This is a genomic window from Isoptericola maris, assembly GCF_048065335.1.
Classification (GTDB): Bacteria; Actinomycetota; Actinomycetes; order Actinomycetales; family Cellulomonadaceae; genus Isoptericola; species Isoptericola rhizosphaerae.
The window spans coordinates 54,058-70,152 of record NZ_JBLUNY010000001.1 but is presented as its reverse complement, the minus strand read 5'-3'; the positions used below and the strand labels follow the sequence as shown (position 1 = coordinate 70,152).

The 16,095-nt window shown below is 72.2% G+C and carries 19 protein-coding genes; 6 read left to right on the top strand and 13 right to left on the bottom strand.

Annotation, left to right across the window (positions count from 1 at the left end):
* Complete coding sequence (locus ACH5HR_RS00360; RefSeq protein ID WP_416475640.1) at positions 1-1,215, bottom strand: acyl-CoA dehydrogenase family protein; 1,215 nt, start codon at positions 1,213-1,215, stop codon at positions 1-3.
* Positions 1,216-1,307: 92 nt separating this feature from the next.
* Between ACH5HR_RS00360 and ACH5HR_RS00355 the strand changes: the two genes are divergently transcribed.
* Positions 1,308-1,943, top strand: a complete 636-nt coding sequence (locus tag ACH5HR_RS00355; RefSeq protein ID WP_416475638.1) for a QsdR family transcriptional regulator — start codon at positions 1,308-1,310, stop codon at positions 1,941-1,943.
* 32 nt (positions 1,944-1,975) lie between these two features.
* Positions 1,976-2,380 carry an acyl-CoA thioesterase gene (locus tag ACH5HR_RS00350; protein WP_416475637.1) on the top strand — a complete coding sequence of 135 codons (405 nt, stop codon included), beginning with the start codon at positions 1,976-1,978 and terminating at the stop codon, positions 2,378-2,380.
* Here ACH5HR_RS00350 and ACH5HR_RS00345 read toward each other — a convergent pair.
* Positions 2,377-2,511 (bottom strand): hypothetical protein, encoded by a 135-nt coding sequence (locus ACH5HR_RS00345; protein ID WP_402377319.1) that lies wholly within the window; start codon positions 2,509-2,511, stop codon positions 2,377-2,379. The two genes, ACH5HR_RS00350 and ACH5HR_RS00345, sit on opposite strands and share 4 nt — an antisense overlap.
* 218 nt (positions 2,512-2,729) lie before the next feature.
* On the opposite strand from ACH5HR_RS00345, the gene ACH5HR_RS00340 reads away from it, so the two are divergent.
* Both ACH5HR_RS00340 and ACH5HR_RS00335 read left to right on the top strand, forming a co-directional pair.
* Positions 2,730-3,791, top strand: a complete 1,062-nt coding sequence (locus ACH5HR_RS00340) for a phosphotransferase family protein (RefSeq protein ID WP_416475636.1) — start codon at positions 2,730-2,732, stop codon at positions 3,789-3,791.
* Positions 3,791-4,993: an acyl-CoA dehydrogenase family protein gene (locus ACH5HR_RS00335; protein WP_402377314.1), complete on the top strand. Its 1,203-nt coding sequence runs from the start codon at positions 3,791-3,793 to the stop codon at positions 4,991-4,993. Before ACH5HR_RS00340 ends, ACH5HR_RS00335 begins: the two co-directional genes overlap by 1 nt.
* A 79-nt stretch (positions 4,994-5,072) precedes the next feature.
* On the opposite strand, the gene ACH5HR_RS00330 is transcribed toward ACH5HR_RS00335, so the two are convergent.
* From ACH5HR_RS00330 to ACH5HR_RS00290, 9 genes are all read right to left on the bottom strand, one after another.
* Entirely contained in the window at positions 5,073-6,353 is a 1,281-nt protein-coding gene (locus tag ACH5HR_RS00330) for an ABC transporter substrate-binding protein (RefSeq protein ID WP_416475634.1), read from the bottom strand.
* Between the two features lie 5 nt (positions 6,354-6,358).
* Positions 6,359-7,438, bottom strand: coding sequence for a branched-chain amino acid ABC transporter permease (locus ACH5HR_RS00325; protein WP_416475632.1), 1,080 nt, complete (start codon positions 7,436-7,438; stop codon positions 6,359-6,361).
* Entirely contained in the window at positions 7,435-8,313 is an 879-nt protein-coding gene (locus tag ACH5HR_RS00320; protein WP_416475630.1) for a branched-chain amino acid ABC transporter permease, read from the bottom strand. The genes ACH5HR_RS00325 and ACH5HR_RS00320 overlap by 4 nt, the downstream gene beginning before the upstream one ends.
* Positions 8,313-9,068 carry an ABC transporter ATP-binding protein gene (locus ACH5HR_RS00315; protein WP_402377302.1) on the bottom strand — a complete coding sequence of 252 codons (756 nt, stop codon included), beginning with the start codon at positions 9,066-9,068 and terminating at the stop codon, positions 8,313-8,315. The genes ACH5HR_RS00320 and ACH5HR_RS00315 overlap by 1 nt, the downstream gene beginning before the upstream one ends.
* Positions 9,065-9,796, bottom strand: a complete 732-nt coding sequence (locus ACH5HR_RS00310) for an ABC transporter ATP-binding protein (RefSeq protein ID WP_416475629.1) — start codon at positions 9,794-9,796, stop codon at positions 9,065-9,067. Before ACH5HR_RS00310 ends, ACH5HR_RS00315 begins: the two co-directional genes overlap by 4 nt.
* A 140-nt stretch (positions 9,797-9,936) precedes the next feature.
* Complete coding sequence (locus tag ACH5HR_RS00305; RefSeq protein ID WP_416475627.1) at positions 9,937-10,674, bottom strand: glucose 1-dehydrogenase; 738 nt, start codon at positions 10,672-10,674, stop codon at positions 9,937-9,939.
* A 42-nt stretch (positions 10,675-10,716) separates the two neighbouring features.
* Positions 10,717-11,715, bottom strand: coding sequence for an NADPH:quinone oxidoreductase family protein (locus tag ACH5HR_RS00300; protein WP_416475625.1), 999 nt, complete (start codon positions 11,713-11,715; stop codon positions 10,717-10,719).
* Entirely contained in the window at positions 11,715-12,296 is a 582-nt protein-coding gene (locus ACH5HR_RS00295; RefSeq protein ID WP_402377274.1) for a TetR/AcrR family transcriptional regulator, read from the bottom strand. The genes ACH5HR_RS00300 and ACH5HR_RS00295 overlap by 1 nt, the downstream gene beginning before the upstream one ends.
* Before the next feature lie 11 nt (positions 12,297-12,307).
* Positions 12,308-13,048 (bottom strand): SDR family oxidoreductase, encoded by a 741-nt coding sequence (locus tag ACH5HR_RS00290; protein ID WP_416475623.1) that lies wholly within the window; start codon positions 13,046-13,048, stop codon positions 12,308-12,310.
* A 200-nt stretch (positions 13,049-13,248) separates the two neighbouring features.
* Here ACH5HR_RS00290 and ACH5HR_RS00285 point away from each other — a divergent pair, with 200 nt between their 5' ends.
* Positions 13,249-13,779: a YbhB/YbcL family Raf kinase inhibitor-like protein gene (locus ACH5HR_RS00285; RefSeq protein ID WP_416475621.1), complete on the top strand. Its 531-nt coding sequence runs from the start codon at positions 13,249-13,251 to the stop codon at positions 13,777-13,779.
* Positions 13,780-13,804: 25 nt separating this feature from the next.
* Here the strand turns inward: ACH5HR_RS00285 and ACH5HR_RS00280 are convergent, their stop codons facing one another.
* Both ACH5HR_RS00280 and ACH5HR_RS00275 read right to left on the bottom strand, forming a co-directional pair.
* Positions 13,805-14,716 (bottom strand): siderophore-interacting protein, encoded by a 912-nt coding sequence (locus ACH5HR_RS00280; protein WP_416476394.1) that lies wholly within the window; start codon positions 14,714-14,716, stop codon positions 13,805-13,807.
* 145 nt (positions 14,717-14,861) lie between these two features.
* On the bottom strand, positions 14,862-15,494 hold the full coding sequence (locus ACH5HR_RS00275) for a MerR family transcriptional regulator (protein ID WP_416475620.1): 633 nt from the start codon (positions 15,492-15,494) through the stop codon (positions 14,862-14,864).
* Between the two features lie 76 nt (positions 15,495-15,570).
* Here ACH5HR_RS00275 and ACH5HR_RS00270 point away from each other — a divergent pair, with 76 nt between their 5' ends.
* Entirely contained in the window at positions 15,571-16,056 is a 486-nt protein-coding gene (locus ACH5HR_RS00270; RefSeq protein ID WP_416475618.1) for a DUF4188 domain-containing protein, read from the top strand.
* Positions 16,057-16,095: the final 39 nt, after the last annotated feature.

The following is a 16,095-nucleotide window of genomic DNA, read 5'->3' as shown; positions in this document are numbered from 1 at the left end:
TCAGACGAAGGCCGCGTGGCCGGTGATCGAGCGGCCCACGATGAGGTGGTTCATGTCCCGGGTGCCCTCGAAGGTGTAGACGGCCTCCGCGTCGGCGAAGTAGCGCACCACGCCGGTGTCGAGGGTGATGCCGTTGCCGCCGCAGACCTCGCGGGACAGGGCGACGGTCTCGCGCATGCGCGTGGTGACGAACGCCTTGGCCAGCGCGGCGTGCTGGTCGCGCTGGGTGCCCTCGTCCTGCATCTGCGCAAGGCGCACGCACATGCCGAGGCTCGCCGTGATGTTGCCCAGCGCCGTGGCGAGCTTGTCCTGGACGAGCTGGTACGAGGCGATCGGGTTGCCGAACTGCTCGCGCTCCTTGGTGTACCGCACGGCGGCCTCGTAGGCGCCGATCATGGTGCCCAGCGCCTGCCAGGAGACGCCGTCGCGCGTCACACGCAGCACGTTGGCGAGGTCCTTGAAGCTGTCGATCCCCTGCAGGCGGTCCGACTCGGCGACCTCCACGCCGTCGAGCGTGATGTCCGCGTTCTGCACGATGCGCAGCGACTGCTTGCGCTCGATCTTCGTGGCGGTGAAACCGGGCGTGCCCTTGCGCACGATGAAGCCCTTGACCTGGTCGTCGGCCGTGTCCTTGGCCCAGACGACGACGACGTCGGCGAACGTGGCGTTGCCGATCCAGCGCTTGGAGCCGTTCAGCACCCAGGTGTCGCCGTGGCGGGTCGCGGTGGTGCGCAGCCCCCGGGCGGTGTCCGAGCCGGACAGCGGCTCCGTGAGCCCGAAGGCGCCGATGAGGTCCCCGCGCGCCATCGGCGGGAGCCACTGCTCGCGCTGCTCCGGCGAACCGCCCAGACCGATCGAGCTCATCGCCAGGCCGCTGGAGACACCGATGAAGGTGCAGAAGGAGGAGTCGACACGAGCGAGCTCCATGCCGACCCAGCCCCGGAAGACGGCGGAGTTCTCGAACTGGGCCGTCTCCGGCCAGGCAGCGCCGACGGAGCCGAGCTCCGCGAACGGCTTGAAGAGGTGCACCGGGCACTCCGCGCGCTCCCAGTAGTCGTCCGCGAGAGGCCGCACCTGGCTCTCCATGAAGTCGCGGACGCGGCCCACGGCCTCCTGCTCGACGGGTGTCAGGAGGTCCTGGAAGCCGTAGAAGTCCGCGTCCAGGACGCCCGGCACGGTGAGGCCGGCAGGGGCTGCCGGGGTGGTGAGGGTCATCTCTGCTCCGATCAACGTCGATCTGTGGCGTCAGTGTGCATCATTCTGCCAGATGTTGCACGCACCTCGGTCGGCGGCGCTAGGCTGCCCGCATGCTGACGACGACCGCGCAGATCGCCTCCGTGGGCCTGCAGGCCGCACCGACCAGGCTCTCCGCGCGCCTCGAGCCCAGCGTGCACGGCGACGCCCTGCGCACGTTCGAGCGTGCGCGTGAGACGTTCGTCTCAGGTCAGCGCATCGACATGGGCGGCCTCGCGGCAGACCTGGGCGTCGACCGGACCTCGGTGTTCCGCTGGGTGGGCAACCGCGACGCCCTGCTCACCGAGGTGCTGTGGTCCCTCGCCGTCCCGACGCTGCTCCAGGCCGAGCGCGCCGCCCACGACGCCGGCGGCGCCGAGCACGTGGCCGCGCTGCTCTCCCGGTTCGCGACGGACCTGATCGAGGCGCACTACTTCCGCGTCTTCCTGACCCGCGAGCCCGCCCGCGCGCTGCGGCTGCTCACCACCAAGGCGAGCCCCATCCAGCAGCGCTACCTCGCCACGACCGAGTGGCTGATCCGCACCCACCTGGGTGACCAGCCGTTCGACGGCGCGATCGACCCGCACGCTCTCGCCTACCTGTGCGTGCGCGTGTCGGAGTCGTTCACGTACGCCGACCTCATCACGGGCGAGCCCCCGAGCCCGGACGCCGCACGCTCGGCCTTCCGCCACCTGCTGCGCGTGGCCTGACCGAACAACCGAGACCACACACAGGAGACCCGATGCCCCGCGTCCACCACCCCTTCGCCCTGCGCTGGAACGACAACGACCAGTACGGCCACGTCAACAACACGGTCTACTACCAGGCCATGGACACCGCGGTGAACACGTGGATGATCCGCGAGGCGGGCCTCGACCCCGCCGGGGTCGTCCGCGGGTACTGCGTCGCGTCGTCGTGCGAGTTCACCGCGCCGGTGGCCTACCCGGCCGACCTGGAGGTCGCGATCGGTGTCGAACGCCTCGGGACGACGAGCGTGACCTGGGACCTGCCCATCCTGCTCGCGGGCGACGAGAAGCCCGTAGCCGTCGGCCGGTTCACCCACGTGTTCGTCGACGCGACCACCGAACGCCCCGTCCCCGTCCCCGACGGGGTCCGCTCCGCCGTCGAGCAGCAGCTGCTCTCCTAGGCGTCCCCGACCGCGACAGGGACCTCCTTGACGCCCAGCGCCTGGCCGAAGAGCTCGCCGGCGGGCTCGAATCCCATCCGCCGGTAGAAGCCCTCAGGCCCCTCGTCGCTCCGGAACCAGAGCACCGTCACCCCGGTCCCGCCCCCGCCGCGCAGCCTCCGCCACGACGGCGTCGCAGTCGTCCACGAAGCGCGGCCACGCCGTCGGGGTGGCGGCGGCCTCCTCGAGAGGCTCGAGCACGGTGGCGACGTCGGGCGACCGGCGCCCGGTTCGCTCACATACCGACCGCGCGGTATGCTCCTCGCACCCGGCACCGACGTCGGGCCTGAGCAGGAAGGCGAGGTCATCGATGACCGACGTGCCCGGCCTGGACCGTACCGGCCTGAGCACCTGGCTGGCACGCGAGCACCCCGAGCTGGCGTCCGGCCCCGAGAGCCCCTTGACCGCCGAGGTCATCGCCGGCGGACGGAGCAACCTGACGTACCGGATCGACGGTGCCGCGCTGCCCCTCGTGCTGCGCCGACCACCGCTGGGCCACGTGCTCTCGAGCGCGCACGACATGCGCCGCGAGCACCGGGTGATCTCCGCCCTGGGCACCAGCGACGTCCCGGTGCCCGCCACCGTGGACGTCGTCGACGACACCGAGCGGTGCGAGGTCACCGGGACGACCTTCTTCGTCATGGAACGGGTCGAGGGCGAGGTGCTGTCCCGTCCCGAGCAGAACTCCGGGTTCACGGCCGCAGGCCTCTACCGGCTCGGCATCACGCTCGCCCAGACGCTCGCCGACCTGCACACCGTGGACCCGAGGACGGTCGGCCTGGCTGACTTCGGCCGACCCGACGGGTACCTCGCCCGGCAGCTCACCACCTGGCGCCGGCAGTACGACGCGTCCCGGTCGCGCGACCTGCCCGCCCTGGACGAGCTGCAGGAACGGCTCGCGACCCACGTCCCCGACTCGGGGCGGACCGGCATCGTGCACGGCGACTACCGGCTGGACAACGCCCTCGTCAGCGGCACGCCCGACCGCCCCACGATCGCCGCGGTGCTCGACTGGGAGATGGCCACCCTCGGTGACCCGCTGGTCGACCTCGGCCTCCTCGGGCTCTACTGGGACATCCGCTCGCTCTCCGCGGGAGCGGTCGCCGCGAGCGCCGTCGTCCCCGACGTCGGCTACCCCACCTTCGACGAGCTCGTCGACGCCTATGCGGCCCGCACCGGGACGACGCCGCCGGACCTGTGGTGGTACCGCGCCTTCGCCGCGTACAAGCTCGCGGTGATCCTCGAGGGGATCCACTACCGCTACCGCGCCGGCGAGACCGTCGGCGACGGGTTCGACACCATCGGCGACCTCGTCGCCCCGCTCGCCGCCGACGGCCTCGCCCGTGCGGCGGCCCGACCCAGGAGCACCTGATGGACTTCTCCCCCGACACCCGCACCGCCGAGCTGACCGAGCAGGTCCGCGCGTTCGTGCACACCCACGTGCTGCCGGCCGAGCCGGTCCTCGACGCCCAGCTCGCCGCGAGCCCCGACGACTGGACCTTCCGACCTGTCGTCGCCGAGCTGCGCGCCAAGGCGCGCGCCGAGGGCCTGTGGAACCTGTTCCTGCCGTCCGAGCTCGGTGCCGGGCTGACCAACCTCCAGTACGCCCCCCTGGCCGAGCTCACCGGCTGGAGCACCCGGCTCGCACCGGTGGCGCTCAACTGCTCCGCCCCGGACACCGGCAACATGGAGCTCCTGGAGAAGTTCGGCACGCCGGCGCAGCAGGAGCGCTGGCTGGCCCCGCTGCTCGAGGCGGACATCCGCTCCGCGTTCTGCATGACCGAGCCCGACGTCGCGTCGTCGGACGCCTCGCAGATCGGCACCCGGATCCGGCGCGACGGCGACGAGTACGTGATCAGCGGTCGCAAGTGGTGGTCGACCGGTGCCATGAGCCCCGACTGTCGGTTGCTCATCGTGATGGGCAAGACCGACCCGCAGGCCTCGCGGCATCAGCAGCAGTCGATGATCCTCGTCCCGCGCGACACGCCCGGGGTGCGGATCGTCCGTCCGCTCACGGTCTTCGGCTACGACGACCGCGACCACGGCGGCCACGCCGAGGTGGTGTTCGACGACGTCCGCGTCCCGGTGGAGAACCTGCTCGGCACCGAGGGCGGGGGCTTCGCGATGGCCCAGGCCCGCCTCGGCCCGGGGCGCATCCACCACTGCATGCGTGCTCTCGGCACCGCCGAGCGAGCGGTCGCCCTTGCCGCCGAGCGCGCACGGAGCCGCTCGGCGTTCGGCGTGCCGCTGTCCGAGCAGGGCGTGGTGCGCCAGTGGGCGGCCGAGGCCCGCGTCGAGCTGGAGGCGCTGCGCCTGCTCGTGCTCAAGACCGCGTGGCTGATGGACACCGTGGGGAACCGGAAGGCGATGACGGAGATCCAGTCGATCAAGATCGCGGTGCCGCGCGCGGTCCAGCAGATCCTGGACCGTGCCATGCAGATCTTCGGCGCGGCCGGCCTCTCCGCCGACCAGCCCCTGGCGGAGATGTTCGCCGGTGCGCGCGCCCTGCGCATCGCCGACGGCCCCGACGAGGTCCACCTGGCGTCGCTGGGCAGAGCGCAGCTCCGCGCCTGACCCGCTCGCACCACGACGACGGCCCGCCTCCCTCGAGGGAGGCGGGCCGTCGTGCGCTGCCCGGAGAGGCCGCGTCAGGTCACTCGACCGGGATGCCGTCGTCCTCGAGCGCGATCTGCTCGGGCTCGATCGGCGTCACGGACTCCCCCTCGAGGCGGTAGGTCGTCCCGACGAAGTCCTGCACGCCGCCGTCGACCATGGTGATCCCCGCGGCGTCGTACCCGGCGTGGTTCTCGGCGGAGTACGCGAGCGGGACGATCCCGTTGCCGACCAGCTCACCGGACTCGAGCACCTCGACCAGGGCCTCCCGCGTCGGGTCCTCGCCGGCCTTGGCGAGCGCCTCGGTGAAGGCGTACGCGACGCCCATGCCGAACACCGTGTTGCCGTCGAACGACGCTCCGTCGTTGTACTCGTCGTTGATCTGCTGGAAGAGCTCCACCCACTCACCGTCCGGGCTGAACGGCAGGTAGTTCACAGACACGAAGCCCTGGAGGAGCTGGGGCGCGACGTCCTCACCGAGGAACTCGACGAGCGTCGGGTAGTCGCCCCCGGCCGAGGAGGCCATCCAGGTGGGCATGAACCCCATCTGCGCGGCGGTGCCGACCGCCAGGGCCGAGAAGCCGTTCACGGTCGCGAGCATCACGACCTCGCAGCCGGCCGACTGCAGGGCACCGATCTGCGCGGTGACGTCCTGGTTGGAGGTCTCGTACGTCTCGTACGCGGCCACTCCGTCGTCGCCGAGGACGATCTGCGCACCGGCGAGCATCGTCTCGCCGTAGTCGTCGTCCTGGCCCAGCAGGCAGACCTTCTCGTCGGGGTGCTCGTCGCTGGCGTACTGGGCGAGCGCCGAGCCCTCGACGAGGTAGTCCGCGTTGTAGCCGAAGGTGTAGGGGTAGGCCTCCGGGTCGTTCCACGCGGTCGACCCGGAGGACACGAACAGGTCCGGGACCTCGTTCTGGTTGAGGAAGTCGAGCACCGACGAGTGCGTCGGGGTCCCGAGTCCGTTGAGGACGGCGAAGACGTCGTCCTGCTGCACGAGCTCGCGCACCACCGTCTGCGTGTTCGCCGGGTTGTAGCCGTCGTCCTTGACGATGTACTCGATGGAGCGGCCGTGGACACCACCGTTGGCGTTGACGTAGTCGAAGTACGCGCTGGTGGCGGCGGAGATCGAGGAGTACCCGGCGGCGGCCGGGCCGGTCAGCGGCTGGTGGGTGCCGACGGTGACGGTGTCCTCGGAGACACCGGGTGTCGCCTCGTCGGCACCGCCGCAGGCGGACAGGGTGAGGCCGACGGCGACGGCACCGGTGGCCGCGACGACGGTACGAGCGCGGTTGCGCGGTGTGGTGTGAGTGGTCCGCATGGGAGTCACCTCTCTGTGAGTGATTGCGGGGCGTGCTGGTCGGACCGCCGGCGGAGCCGCGCGGACAGGGAAGCGAAGCGTCCGGCGAAGGCATGAGACAGCCCGCCGGGCCAGACGACGGTGACGAGGACGAGCAACGCTCCGAAGACGAGGACCACGAGGTTCCCGGAGAGCCGCTGCTCGAGGTCGGCGGGCAGGCCCACCGACGTGGTGAGGGTGTCGATGAGCCACGGCAGCAGGACCACCAGCACGGCGCCCACGGCGGCTCCCCCGATGCTGCCGAGCCCGCCGATGACGACGGCCACGAGCAGCAGGAGCGAGAAGGCGAGGTCGTAGCCCCCCGGGCTGACCGTCTGAGTGGCGATCGCGAGCACCGCACCACCGAGACCGGCCGAGAGCGCACCCGCGACGAAGGCGTTCGTCTTGACGCGGCCGGGTGAGATGCCGGCCAGGCGTGCGGCGACCTCGTCGCCGTGGACCGCCCGCATGCGCAGGCCGGCCTTCCCGGACCGCAGGACGGCCAGCGGGGTGACCGCGACGGCCGCGACGAGGACGGCGATCCACGCGTGCCACTGCTCGGTGCTGAACAGCACCGGGGCGAGCCAGTCCGGGACGGGTTCGAAGGGGACGCTGCGGCCCTGGTCGCCGCCCAGGCCGGGGACCTGCGAGGCGAAGGCCGGCAACGCGATGACGAGCGCCAGCGTCAGGCCTGCCAGGTATGGACCGCGCAGCCGTGCTCCGGCGAGCCCGAGGAGCCCACCGACGCCTCCGGCGACGACCACCGCTCCGAGGATCCCGAGAGCGAAGCGCAGGATCCCGCTGAGGTCCGCCTCGGCGGCGAGTCCCGCGGCCAGGGCGTAGCCGTAGCCGCCGCAGGCCATCAGGACGGCATGGCCGAGGGAGAGCTGTCCGGTGAGGCCCACCAGCAGCGTGAGCCCGGCCGTCGCGCAGAAGACGGCGGCGACCACGGCGAGCTGGTAGTTCCGGTACGAGTCGAGCAGGAACGTCGCGGCCAGCGCGAGAACGGTGAGCGCGAGTGCACGCAGCACGATCCCGCGGGTCCGAGAGCTGATGATGGCGGTCATGCGGTTCGCGCCTCCTTGGCTGCGAAGATGCCGCCCGGCCGGACGAGGAGGACGACGGTGAGCAGGACGAGCACCGCGATCGGCGCGAGCCCGGCGCCGAGGAACCCGGTGACCAGGCTGATGAGGATCCCGACGACGATCCCGCCGACGAGCGCGCCGCTCGGCGAGTCGAGCCCGCCCAGCACCGCCACCGTGAAGGCGTGGACGAACAGGATGTCCGCGCTGTGGGCGTTGAGCCCGAGCTCGGTGGGGACGAGGAGCAGCACGGCGAGGGCCGCGACGCCGGACGACAGCATCCAGCCCAGGGTGATCATGCGCGGCACCCGGACCCCCAGCAGCCGGGACACCTCCGGCGCCATCGCCGACGCACGCATCTGCAGCCCGAGCGTGGTGCCGTTGAAGAGCAGGCCGAGGGCGGCGACCACGCCGAGCGCGACGAGGAGGATGAACAGGTCGTAGGGCGAGAGCACGGCGACGCCGCCGACGGTGAACGGCTGCTCGCTGAAGGGCGCGGCCATGGGCCGGTGCTTCGGGCCGAAGATGATGCTGATGGCGGACTGGAGGATCATCACCAGCCCGATCGCCACGATCATGCCGGGCAGCGGCGTGCCGCTGGGTACGAGCCGGATGAGCCAGCGTTCGACGACGGCGCCGACGAGCGCGCCGGTGACGAGCGCTGCGGCCAGGCCGAGCCAGAAGGATCCGGTGGCCTGGGTCACGGCGAAGGCGACGTAGACCGCGACGATCGCCATGGCGGCCTGGGCGAAGTTCACGATGCGGGCCGCACGCCAGATGATGACCAGCGACAGGGCGAAGAGCGCGATGACGAGGCCGCGGGCGAGGCCCGTGGCGAGGAGGAAGGCGAGACGATCCATCAGAACCCCAGGTAGGCGTGCCGGAGGGCAGGGTCGGCGGCGATCTCGGCAGCCGGGGCGTCGGCGACGATCTCCCCCAGGCCGAGCACGACGCCGCGGTCGGCGATCGAGAGTGCGCTGGTGACGTTCTGCTCGGCGAGCAGCACGGTCAGCCCGGTGCGTCCCGCGGTGTCCCGCAGGATCGAGAACAGCTGGGCGACGACGCGCGGCGCGAGGCCGAGCGACGGTTCGTCGAGGAGCAGCACGCGCGGGCGGGCGACGAGAGCCCGGGCGAGGGCGAGCATCTGCCGCTCGCCGCCGGACAGCTGGTGGCCCATGCTGCGCCGGCGGCGCGCGAGCGGCTCGAAGGTCTCGTACACCTCGGCCACGGCGTCGCGCCGTGCCGCGCGGCCCGGGATCTTCCAGAGCGCGCCGAGGTGCAGGTTCTCCTCGACCGTCAGCTCGGAGACGACGCTGCGACCCTCGGGCACCTGGGCCAGCCCTTGCCGGACACGGTCCTCGACGCTGAGTGCCGAGAGATCCTGCCCGTCCAGCTCGATCCGTCCCGCGCGCGGCGGGACGAGGCCGGAGATCGTCCGCAGCAGCGTCGTCTTGCCGGCCCCGTTCGCACCCAGCAGCGCGACGACGGCGCCGTGGGGGACCTCGAGGCGCATGCCGTCGATCACCGGGGCGCCCGCGTAGCCGACCGTGAGGCCGTCGACCGCGAGCATCGTGCGCGTCGTCGTGGACGCGGGGGTCTCGGTCGGGGTGGTCATGCCGCAGCCTCCAGCCCCAGGTAGGCGGCCTCGACGGCCGGGTCGGACCGCACCTCGTCGGGTGTCCCGCAGGCCACCACCCGCCCGAAGTCGAGGACGACGACGCGGTCCGCGACGTCCATGACGAAGTCCACGTGGTGCTCCACCAGGAGCACCGAGCAACCGTCCGAGGAGAGCCCGCGGACGATCTCCGCGAGGTCGTCGATGTCCTCGGCACCCAGGCCGCCGGCGGGTTCGTCGAGGAGCAGCAGGCGCGGCCGCGTGACGAGCGCCCTCGCCAGCGCGACACGCTTGCGCTCCGGGTACGGCAAGGCGTCGACGGGTGTGCCCGCCTGCGCCGACAGACCGAGCCGTTCAAGCACCGCCGATGCCGCCTCGGCGGGCGAGACGGACGGCCTTTCAGGACCGACCAGCGGCACGAGCACGTTCTCGAGGACCGTCATCCCGGCGAACAGGCCGAGTCCCTGCAGGGTGCGCGAGACACCGCGCGCGGCCAGCCCGGTCGGGGCCGTGGGCGCGGGCCGGCCGTCGATGCGCAGGTTTCCGGCGCGGGGCTTCACCAGCGAGCAGACGGCGTTGAACACCGTCGTCTTGCCGGCGCCGTTCGGACCGATGAGCGCCACTGTCTCGGTGTCGCCCACGGTGAAGCTGACGTCGTCGAGCGCGGTGAGACCACCGAACGCGACCGTGAGTCCGTCGACCTGGAGTCGCGGAGTGTTGCTGGACATCGGCACCTCTTCGTGTCGGGTGCGTCACACACTAGCGCATAAACCGACTGGACGGTATGTCATTCTGACAGTTGTTGCACGGCTGTGACGTGGGTGGCTCAGGGACAGCGTCTGCGCAGGTCAGAGCGCAGACCAGAAGGTCAGAGGTGGCCCACGCCGTTGATCATGCCGCCGTCGACCACGATCTCCGCCCCGGTCACGTAGGCGGACGCCTCCCCGGCCAGGTAGAGCACCGTGCCCGTCAGGTCCTCGGCACGCCCGTCCCGTCGCAGCGGGATCGGCAGCCCGGACGGGTCGATCTTCGCCGTCATCTCCGTGTCGATGAAGCCCGGGTGCACCGAGTTGACGCGGATCCCGTCCGCGCCGAGCTCGACGGCCAGCGACTTCGTCAGACCCCGCACCCCGAACTTCGAGGCCACGTAGCCGTGCAGGTGGGTGCTGCCGCGCATCCCCTCGACGGACGAGATGTTGATGATCGAGCCGCGGCCCGCGGCCTTCATCGCCGGGACGACCGCTCGGCAGCCGAGATAGGTCCCGGTGAGGTTCACCGCGATGACGGCGTCCCACTTCGTGCGTGGGTAGTGCTCGATCGGGCCGGCGTTGGCGATCCCGGCGTTGTTGATCAGCACGTCCACGGCGCCCCAGCTCGCGACCGTGTCGTCGACCACACGCGTCCAGCCGTCCTCGTCGGTCACGTCCAGGACCGCGAACCGGGCACGCTCCCCCAGCTCGTGCGCGAGCGCGGCCCCCTCCGTCTCCAGCAGGTCGGCGACGAGGACGCGAGCGCCGGCGTCGTGCAGCGCCCGGACGTAGGCGGCGCCGATCCCCCGGGCACCGCCCGTGACGATCGCGACGCGGTCGGTGAGGTCAGTGGTCACGGTGCTCCTTCGCACGAGTGGATCTGGGTGGGCCGAGCCGGGTCAGGCGGCCACGCGGACGACCAGGCGCCCCGTCGTGGCGCCCTCGGCGAGGCGGCGGACCGCGTCAGGCGCACGGTCGAACGGCACGACGTCGGCCACGACGGGCACCACGGCGCCCGAGCCCGCCAGCCGGGTCAGCTCCGCGTGCGCCGCGTCGACGAGGGCGGGATCGCGCTGCTGGTAGAGCGCCCAGTGCAGCCCCAGCACGCCGTAGTTCTTCACCAGCGCGTGGTTCGCGCGGACCGGGGCGACCTCGCCGCTCGCGAAACCGACGACGACGATCCTGCCCTCGAACGCGATGCACTTGGTCGACGCCTCGAACGACGCGCCACCGACCGGGTCGAAGACCACGTCGGCGCCGGCGCCGCCGGTCAGCTCCTTGACCTGAGCTGCCAGATCACCGGAGCGGACCAGGACGTGCTCGGCCCCGGCCGTGCGGGCGACGTCGGCCTTGGCCTCGCTGCCCACGACACCGATCACCATCGCACCGGCCGCCGCGCCGAGCTGGCAGGCGGCGGTGCCCACGCCGCCCGCGGCGGCGTGGACGAGGAGCGTCTCGCCGGACGCCAGCCCCGCACGGCGGTGCAGCCCGAACCAGGCGGTCTGGTAGGCGATGGTGAGTGCTGCGGCCTGGGCGTCGTCGAGCGAGTCCGGGGCGAGCCGGCACGACTCCGCCGGCAGCACCGCGAACTCGGACAGCACCCCGATGGCCGACCCCACGACGCGCTGGCCCACGGCCACGCGGCCGGAGCGGTCGACCCCCTCGCCGAGCGCGACGACATCGCCGCACAGCTCGATGCCCGGCACGAAGGGCAGCTCCGGGCGCACCTGGTAGGTACCACGGGCGAGCAGGACGTCGGGGAAGTTCACGGCCACGGCACGGGTGCGGACGAGCACCTCCCCCGGCCCGGGCTCGGGGCGGTCGACCTCGTCGAGGCTCATGACCTCGGTCGGTTCGCCGTTGCGGGTGACGCGCCAGGCGCGCATGGTCTCGGTCATCAGTTCTCCACGGTGATGCTGCGCAGGAAGAGGTCGGTCAGCTGGTTCGCGACCTCTGTCTTGGTCTCGGGACCCGACGGCGAGTACCAGTAGGACAGGTAGTGCACGTCGGAGAAGAAGTGGGCGATGAGCACGGACCGCGGGACGTCGGTCCGCAGGGCTCCCTCGGCCTGGCCCTGGGCGATGAGCGCGGCGAACTCGTCGTGGTACTCGCGCCGCCGCTGGATGACGTCCTTGCGCCGAGGGTCCTTGAGCATGTGCATGCTCCGGAAGAACACGGTGCCCTCGGCCAGCAGGTCGATGGAGGTCTCGACGACGTCGACGCACACCGTGCGCAGGACGTCCGTCGTGGCGCCACCGCGCGCGACGATCTCCTCGAGGTGCCGCTTCTGCAACGACAGCATGCGGTCGTAGATCGCGAAGAGGAGATCGTCCTTCGACTGGAAGTAGTGATACATGGCGCCCTTGGTGACGCCGGCGGCCTCGACGATCTGCTGGACGCTCGTGGTCGCATAGCCCTGGGTGGCGAAGAGGTCGAGGGCGGCCTGCAGGACCGAGTCGGCGACGTGGGTGGTCTTCATGGGTCCATCCTTCACCCGACGGGCACGATGGACGCGCCACCGTCGATCCGGAGTGTCTGGCCGGTGATCCAGGCCGCGTCGTCGGAGAGCAGGAACGCGATCGCCCCGGCCACGTCGTCGGGCACACCGAGGCGGCCCAGGGGGTAGCCGGCCGCCACGTCGTCCTCGCGCCCCTCGTACAGCGCACGCGACAGGTGCGTCTTGACGACGGCCGGGGCGACGGCGTTGACACGCAACCGGGGCGCGAGCTCCTGGGCGAGCTGTCCGGTGAGGTTGATCAGCGCGGCCTTCGAGACGCCGTAGAAGGCGATGTTGGGGCTCGTGGAGGTGCCGGAGATCGAGGCGGTATTGACGATCGACGACCGGAGACCGGCGGCGACGGCGTCGCGCGTCCACTCGAGGGCGGCGACCACGTTGACGTCGAGGATCTTGCGCACGACCGACGGCTCCACCTCGAGCACCGGGCCCCAGGCGGGGTTGATCCCCGCGTTGTTGACCAGGTGGTCAAGGCGCCCGTACCGCTCGACCACGTGGGCGAAGACCTGCTCGCGGTGCGCGGCGTCGTCGACCTTGCCGGCGACGGCGGAGGCGTTGTCAGCGCCGAGCGCCGCCACCGCCTCCTCGAGCGCCTCCGGCTTGCGCCCCGTGAGCACGACCTGCCCGCCCTCGGCCACGAGCCGGTGCGCCACCGCGAGGCCGATGCCCCGGCTCGCGCCCGTGACGAGCGCGACCTTCCCTGCGAACCTGCGCACCGCGCCACCTCTCGAACGTCGTCGTCGATCTCGCGTCGCGGCGTCGCGACACGGGGCCAGCCGTACCGGCCGGTCGGTTTGTTGGATTGACGCTACCACGGACCGCGGACGCCGAGCACCCGTCGCGGCACCCGTTTCAGCACCCGGGTCGCCGTCTCGGCCGCGTTGCCGCGAGCCGCGGTCACCACCACAGTGGTGGCATGGACTTCACCCGCCCCGTGCCCCCCGACCCCTACTCGCTCCTGCCCGTCCCCGCGACGTTCGAGCTGACCAGCCCGGAGGTCTCGCCCGGCGAACCGATGTCGTCGGACCACGCGGTCGACGGCGGCAACATCTCGCCGGAGCTGTCCTGGTCCGGCTTCCCCGCGGCCACGAGGTCGTTCGTGGTGAGCTGCTTCGACGCGGACGCCCCCACGCCGTCGGGCTACTGGCACTGGCACGTCCTCGATCTGCCGACCTCGGTGACCTCGCTGCCTCGCGGCGCGGGAGCGGCCGACGGCTCGGGCCTGCCCGACGGCGCGTTCCAACTCACGTCCGACGGCGGCGCGCAGGGCTTCGAGGGCGCCGGCCCCCCTCCCGGGGACCACGCGCACCGCTACATCTTCGCCGTGCACGCCCTCGACGTGGACTCCCTGGAGCTGACGCCCGAGAACACGAACGTCCACGCCGCGTTCAACGCCTACTTCCACACGCTCGCGCGGGCGACGCTCACCGGGACCTACCAGCGGTGAGCGGCACGACCGGTCCGCGACCGGCTCAGCACTCGGCGCGACCGCGCCGCCAGTAGCCCATGAAGGCCACGGACCTGCGGTCCACGCCCTTGGTGCCGACCAGGTAGCGACGCAGCGTCTTGATGACGCCCGCCTCGCCTGCCAGCCAGGCGTACAGCACCGTGTCCTGCGCCAGCGGCCTGCCCGAGGCGTCCACCGGCACCTCCCAGAGGATGCCGTGGTCGACGTCGACGTCCTCCAGGTCCGGAGTCGCGGGCGCCTCGCCGGCCGTCGCCCGCACGCCCATCGCCAGCATGCGGTCGGCCGCCTCCTGGACGGCGGGCACGAGGTGCGTGCCGTGCTCGGCCTCCTCGCGAGCCAGCCAGGTGACCCGCACCCCGGCCGGCGCAGCGAGGGTCCAGCGGTCCTCGCGGTGCGGAACCTCGAGGAACACCTCACCGACGGCGTCGGCGGGCAGCGCCTCGCAGATCGAGGCGATCGCGGGCACGGCCGTCTCGTCACCGGCCAGCAGCAGCGCGTGGTTCGTCGTCGGCGGGGCGAACTCGCGGCCACCGTGAGCGCCGCTGTGGGCGGCGTTGGGCCCGAGGATGACCAGGGGCGTGCCGGGGCGAGCACCGTTGGCCCAGCGGGATGCCGGACCGGTGTCCCCGTGCAGGACGATGTCGACGTCGACCTCGCGCAGGTCCGGCCGCACCGCGCGCACCGTGTAGGTGCGCAGCGGGTTGCGCCGCTCCTCGGGCAGCTCGCGCCAGGAGGTGAACCAGTCGGGGCTCTGCCGGTCGAGGTACTCCCACCCACCGCACGGGGCCGGGAGCAGGAACTTGACCCGCTGGTCGGCGCCGTTGTCCGCGAAGAGGTCCAGGTCGGCGCCGGTGAAGGTGATGCGGACGAACGACGGGCACAGGCGCGTGATCCGCTCGACCTCGACGTCGAACATGCGCCACGGCTGCGGCGCGACGACGCCGGTCGGTTCGGTCACGGTAGCCACAGCGGCGCTCTCAGTCACGCAGGCCAGCCTAACCTCACTTGATGCGCCCGCGGCAAGCTCCGTGACCGGGATCACAGGGGTCGACGACGGGTCGTCAGCCCTCGGCCGCCTCCCGGCTCGCTCGCTCCTGGGCCATACGCCGCAGCGTGACCAGCAGGGGGTCGGTCAGCAGCGTGCCGAGCACCACCTGGCGCAGGGCGTCCGCCGGCTCGCCGCGCACGGTGGACAGGTCGGCCGCCGCGACGCGGTCCGCTGCCGCCGCGAGCGCCCGGAGGTACCCGTCCGAGACCGCAACCCCGGCGGCGTCGGCGGCCCGGAGCTGTTCGCCCAGCCGGTCGACGAGCAGCGGGTCGTCGCACCACCCGCGCTCCGCCACGAGCTCGAGGACGCGCCGCCTGGCCTCGTCGTCGCCCACGGCACCCGGCTCCTCGCGCGACATCCCCTCACCCTCGGCCGCCACCAGCGCGTGGTGCGCGGCTCCCAGCAGGCCGTGCCTCGACATCGGCGGATCATCCAGCGCCGCGAGGACGTCGCGGACGGCGGCCAGGCTCAGCCCGGCCGACTCGGTGAGCGCCCGCACCAGCCGCACCCGGGCCACGTGCACGTCGTCGTAGTCCGCCTGCGTGCGCGACGTCGCCGCCCCGGGCGGCACCAGACCTTCGCGCAGGTAGTACTTCAGCGTGGCCACCGGCACTCCGGTCGCTGCCGCGAGCCCTGAGATGCGCATCGGTCCTCCCCCACCTCTTGACATTGGAGAGTAACACTCTCCAATAATGGAGAGTCTAACTATCCAAGGAGACGTCATGGTGGACCTCACCACGCACGACCACGACGGCGACCTCGCCGTCTTCCTCATCGGCGCCCGGATCAACAAGCTCTGGCGGCCGGACGCCTGGTGGCCGGCCCTGGCCGCCATGAGGCCGATGCTCCGCGAGCTGTACCAGGACCCGGACTCCGGGTTCCTCGGTGCCACCACGCTGGTCGGGGCGCGCGGCCCCACGATGGTGCAGTACTGGCGCACCGTCGAGGACGTCTACCGGTACGCCAACGCCGACGAGCGCCGGCACCGCCCCGCGTGGCTCGAGTTCTACCGCCGCGCCACGAAGGTGCCCGGCGCGGTCGGCGTCTGGCACGAGACCTACTCCGTCCCGGCCGGCGGCCACGAGACCCTCTACGCCGACGTCCCCGGAGCGATGGGCCTCGCGTCCGCCACCGGCGTCGTCCCTGCGGCCAGGCGTGGACGCACCGCCCGCGAGCGCCTGCGCCACCGGTCCGACCGTCCGGCCTGACCGAGCGCGGGGCGAGGCCGGAGCCACGAGGCGGTCCGC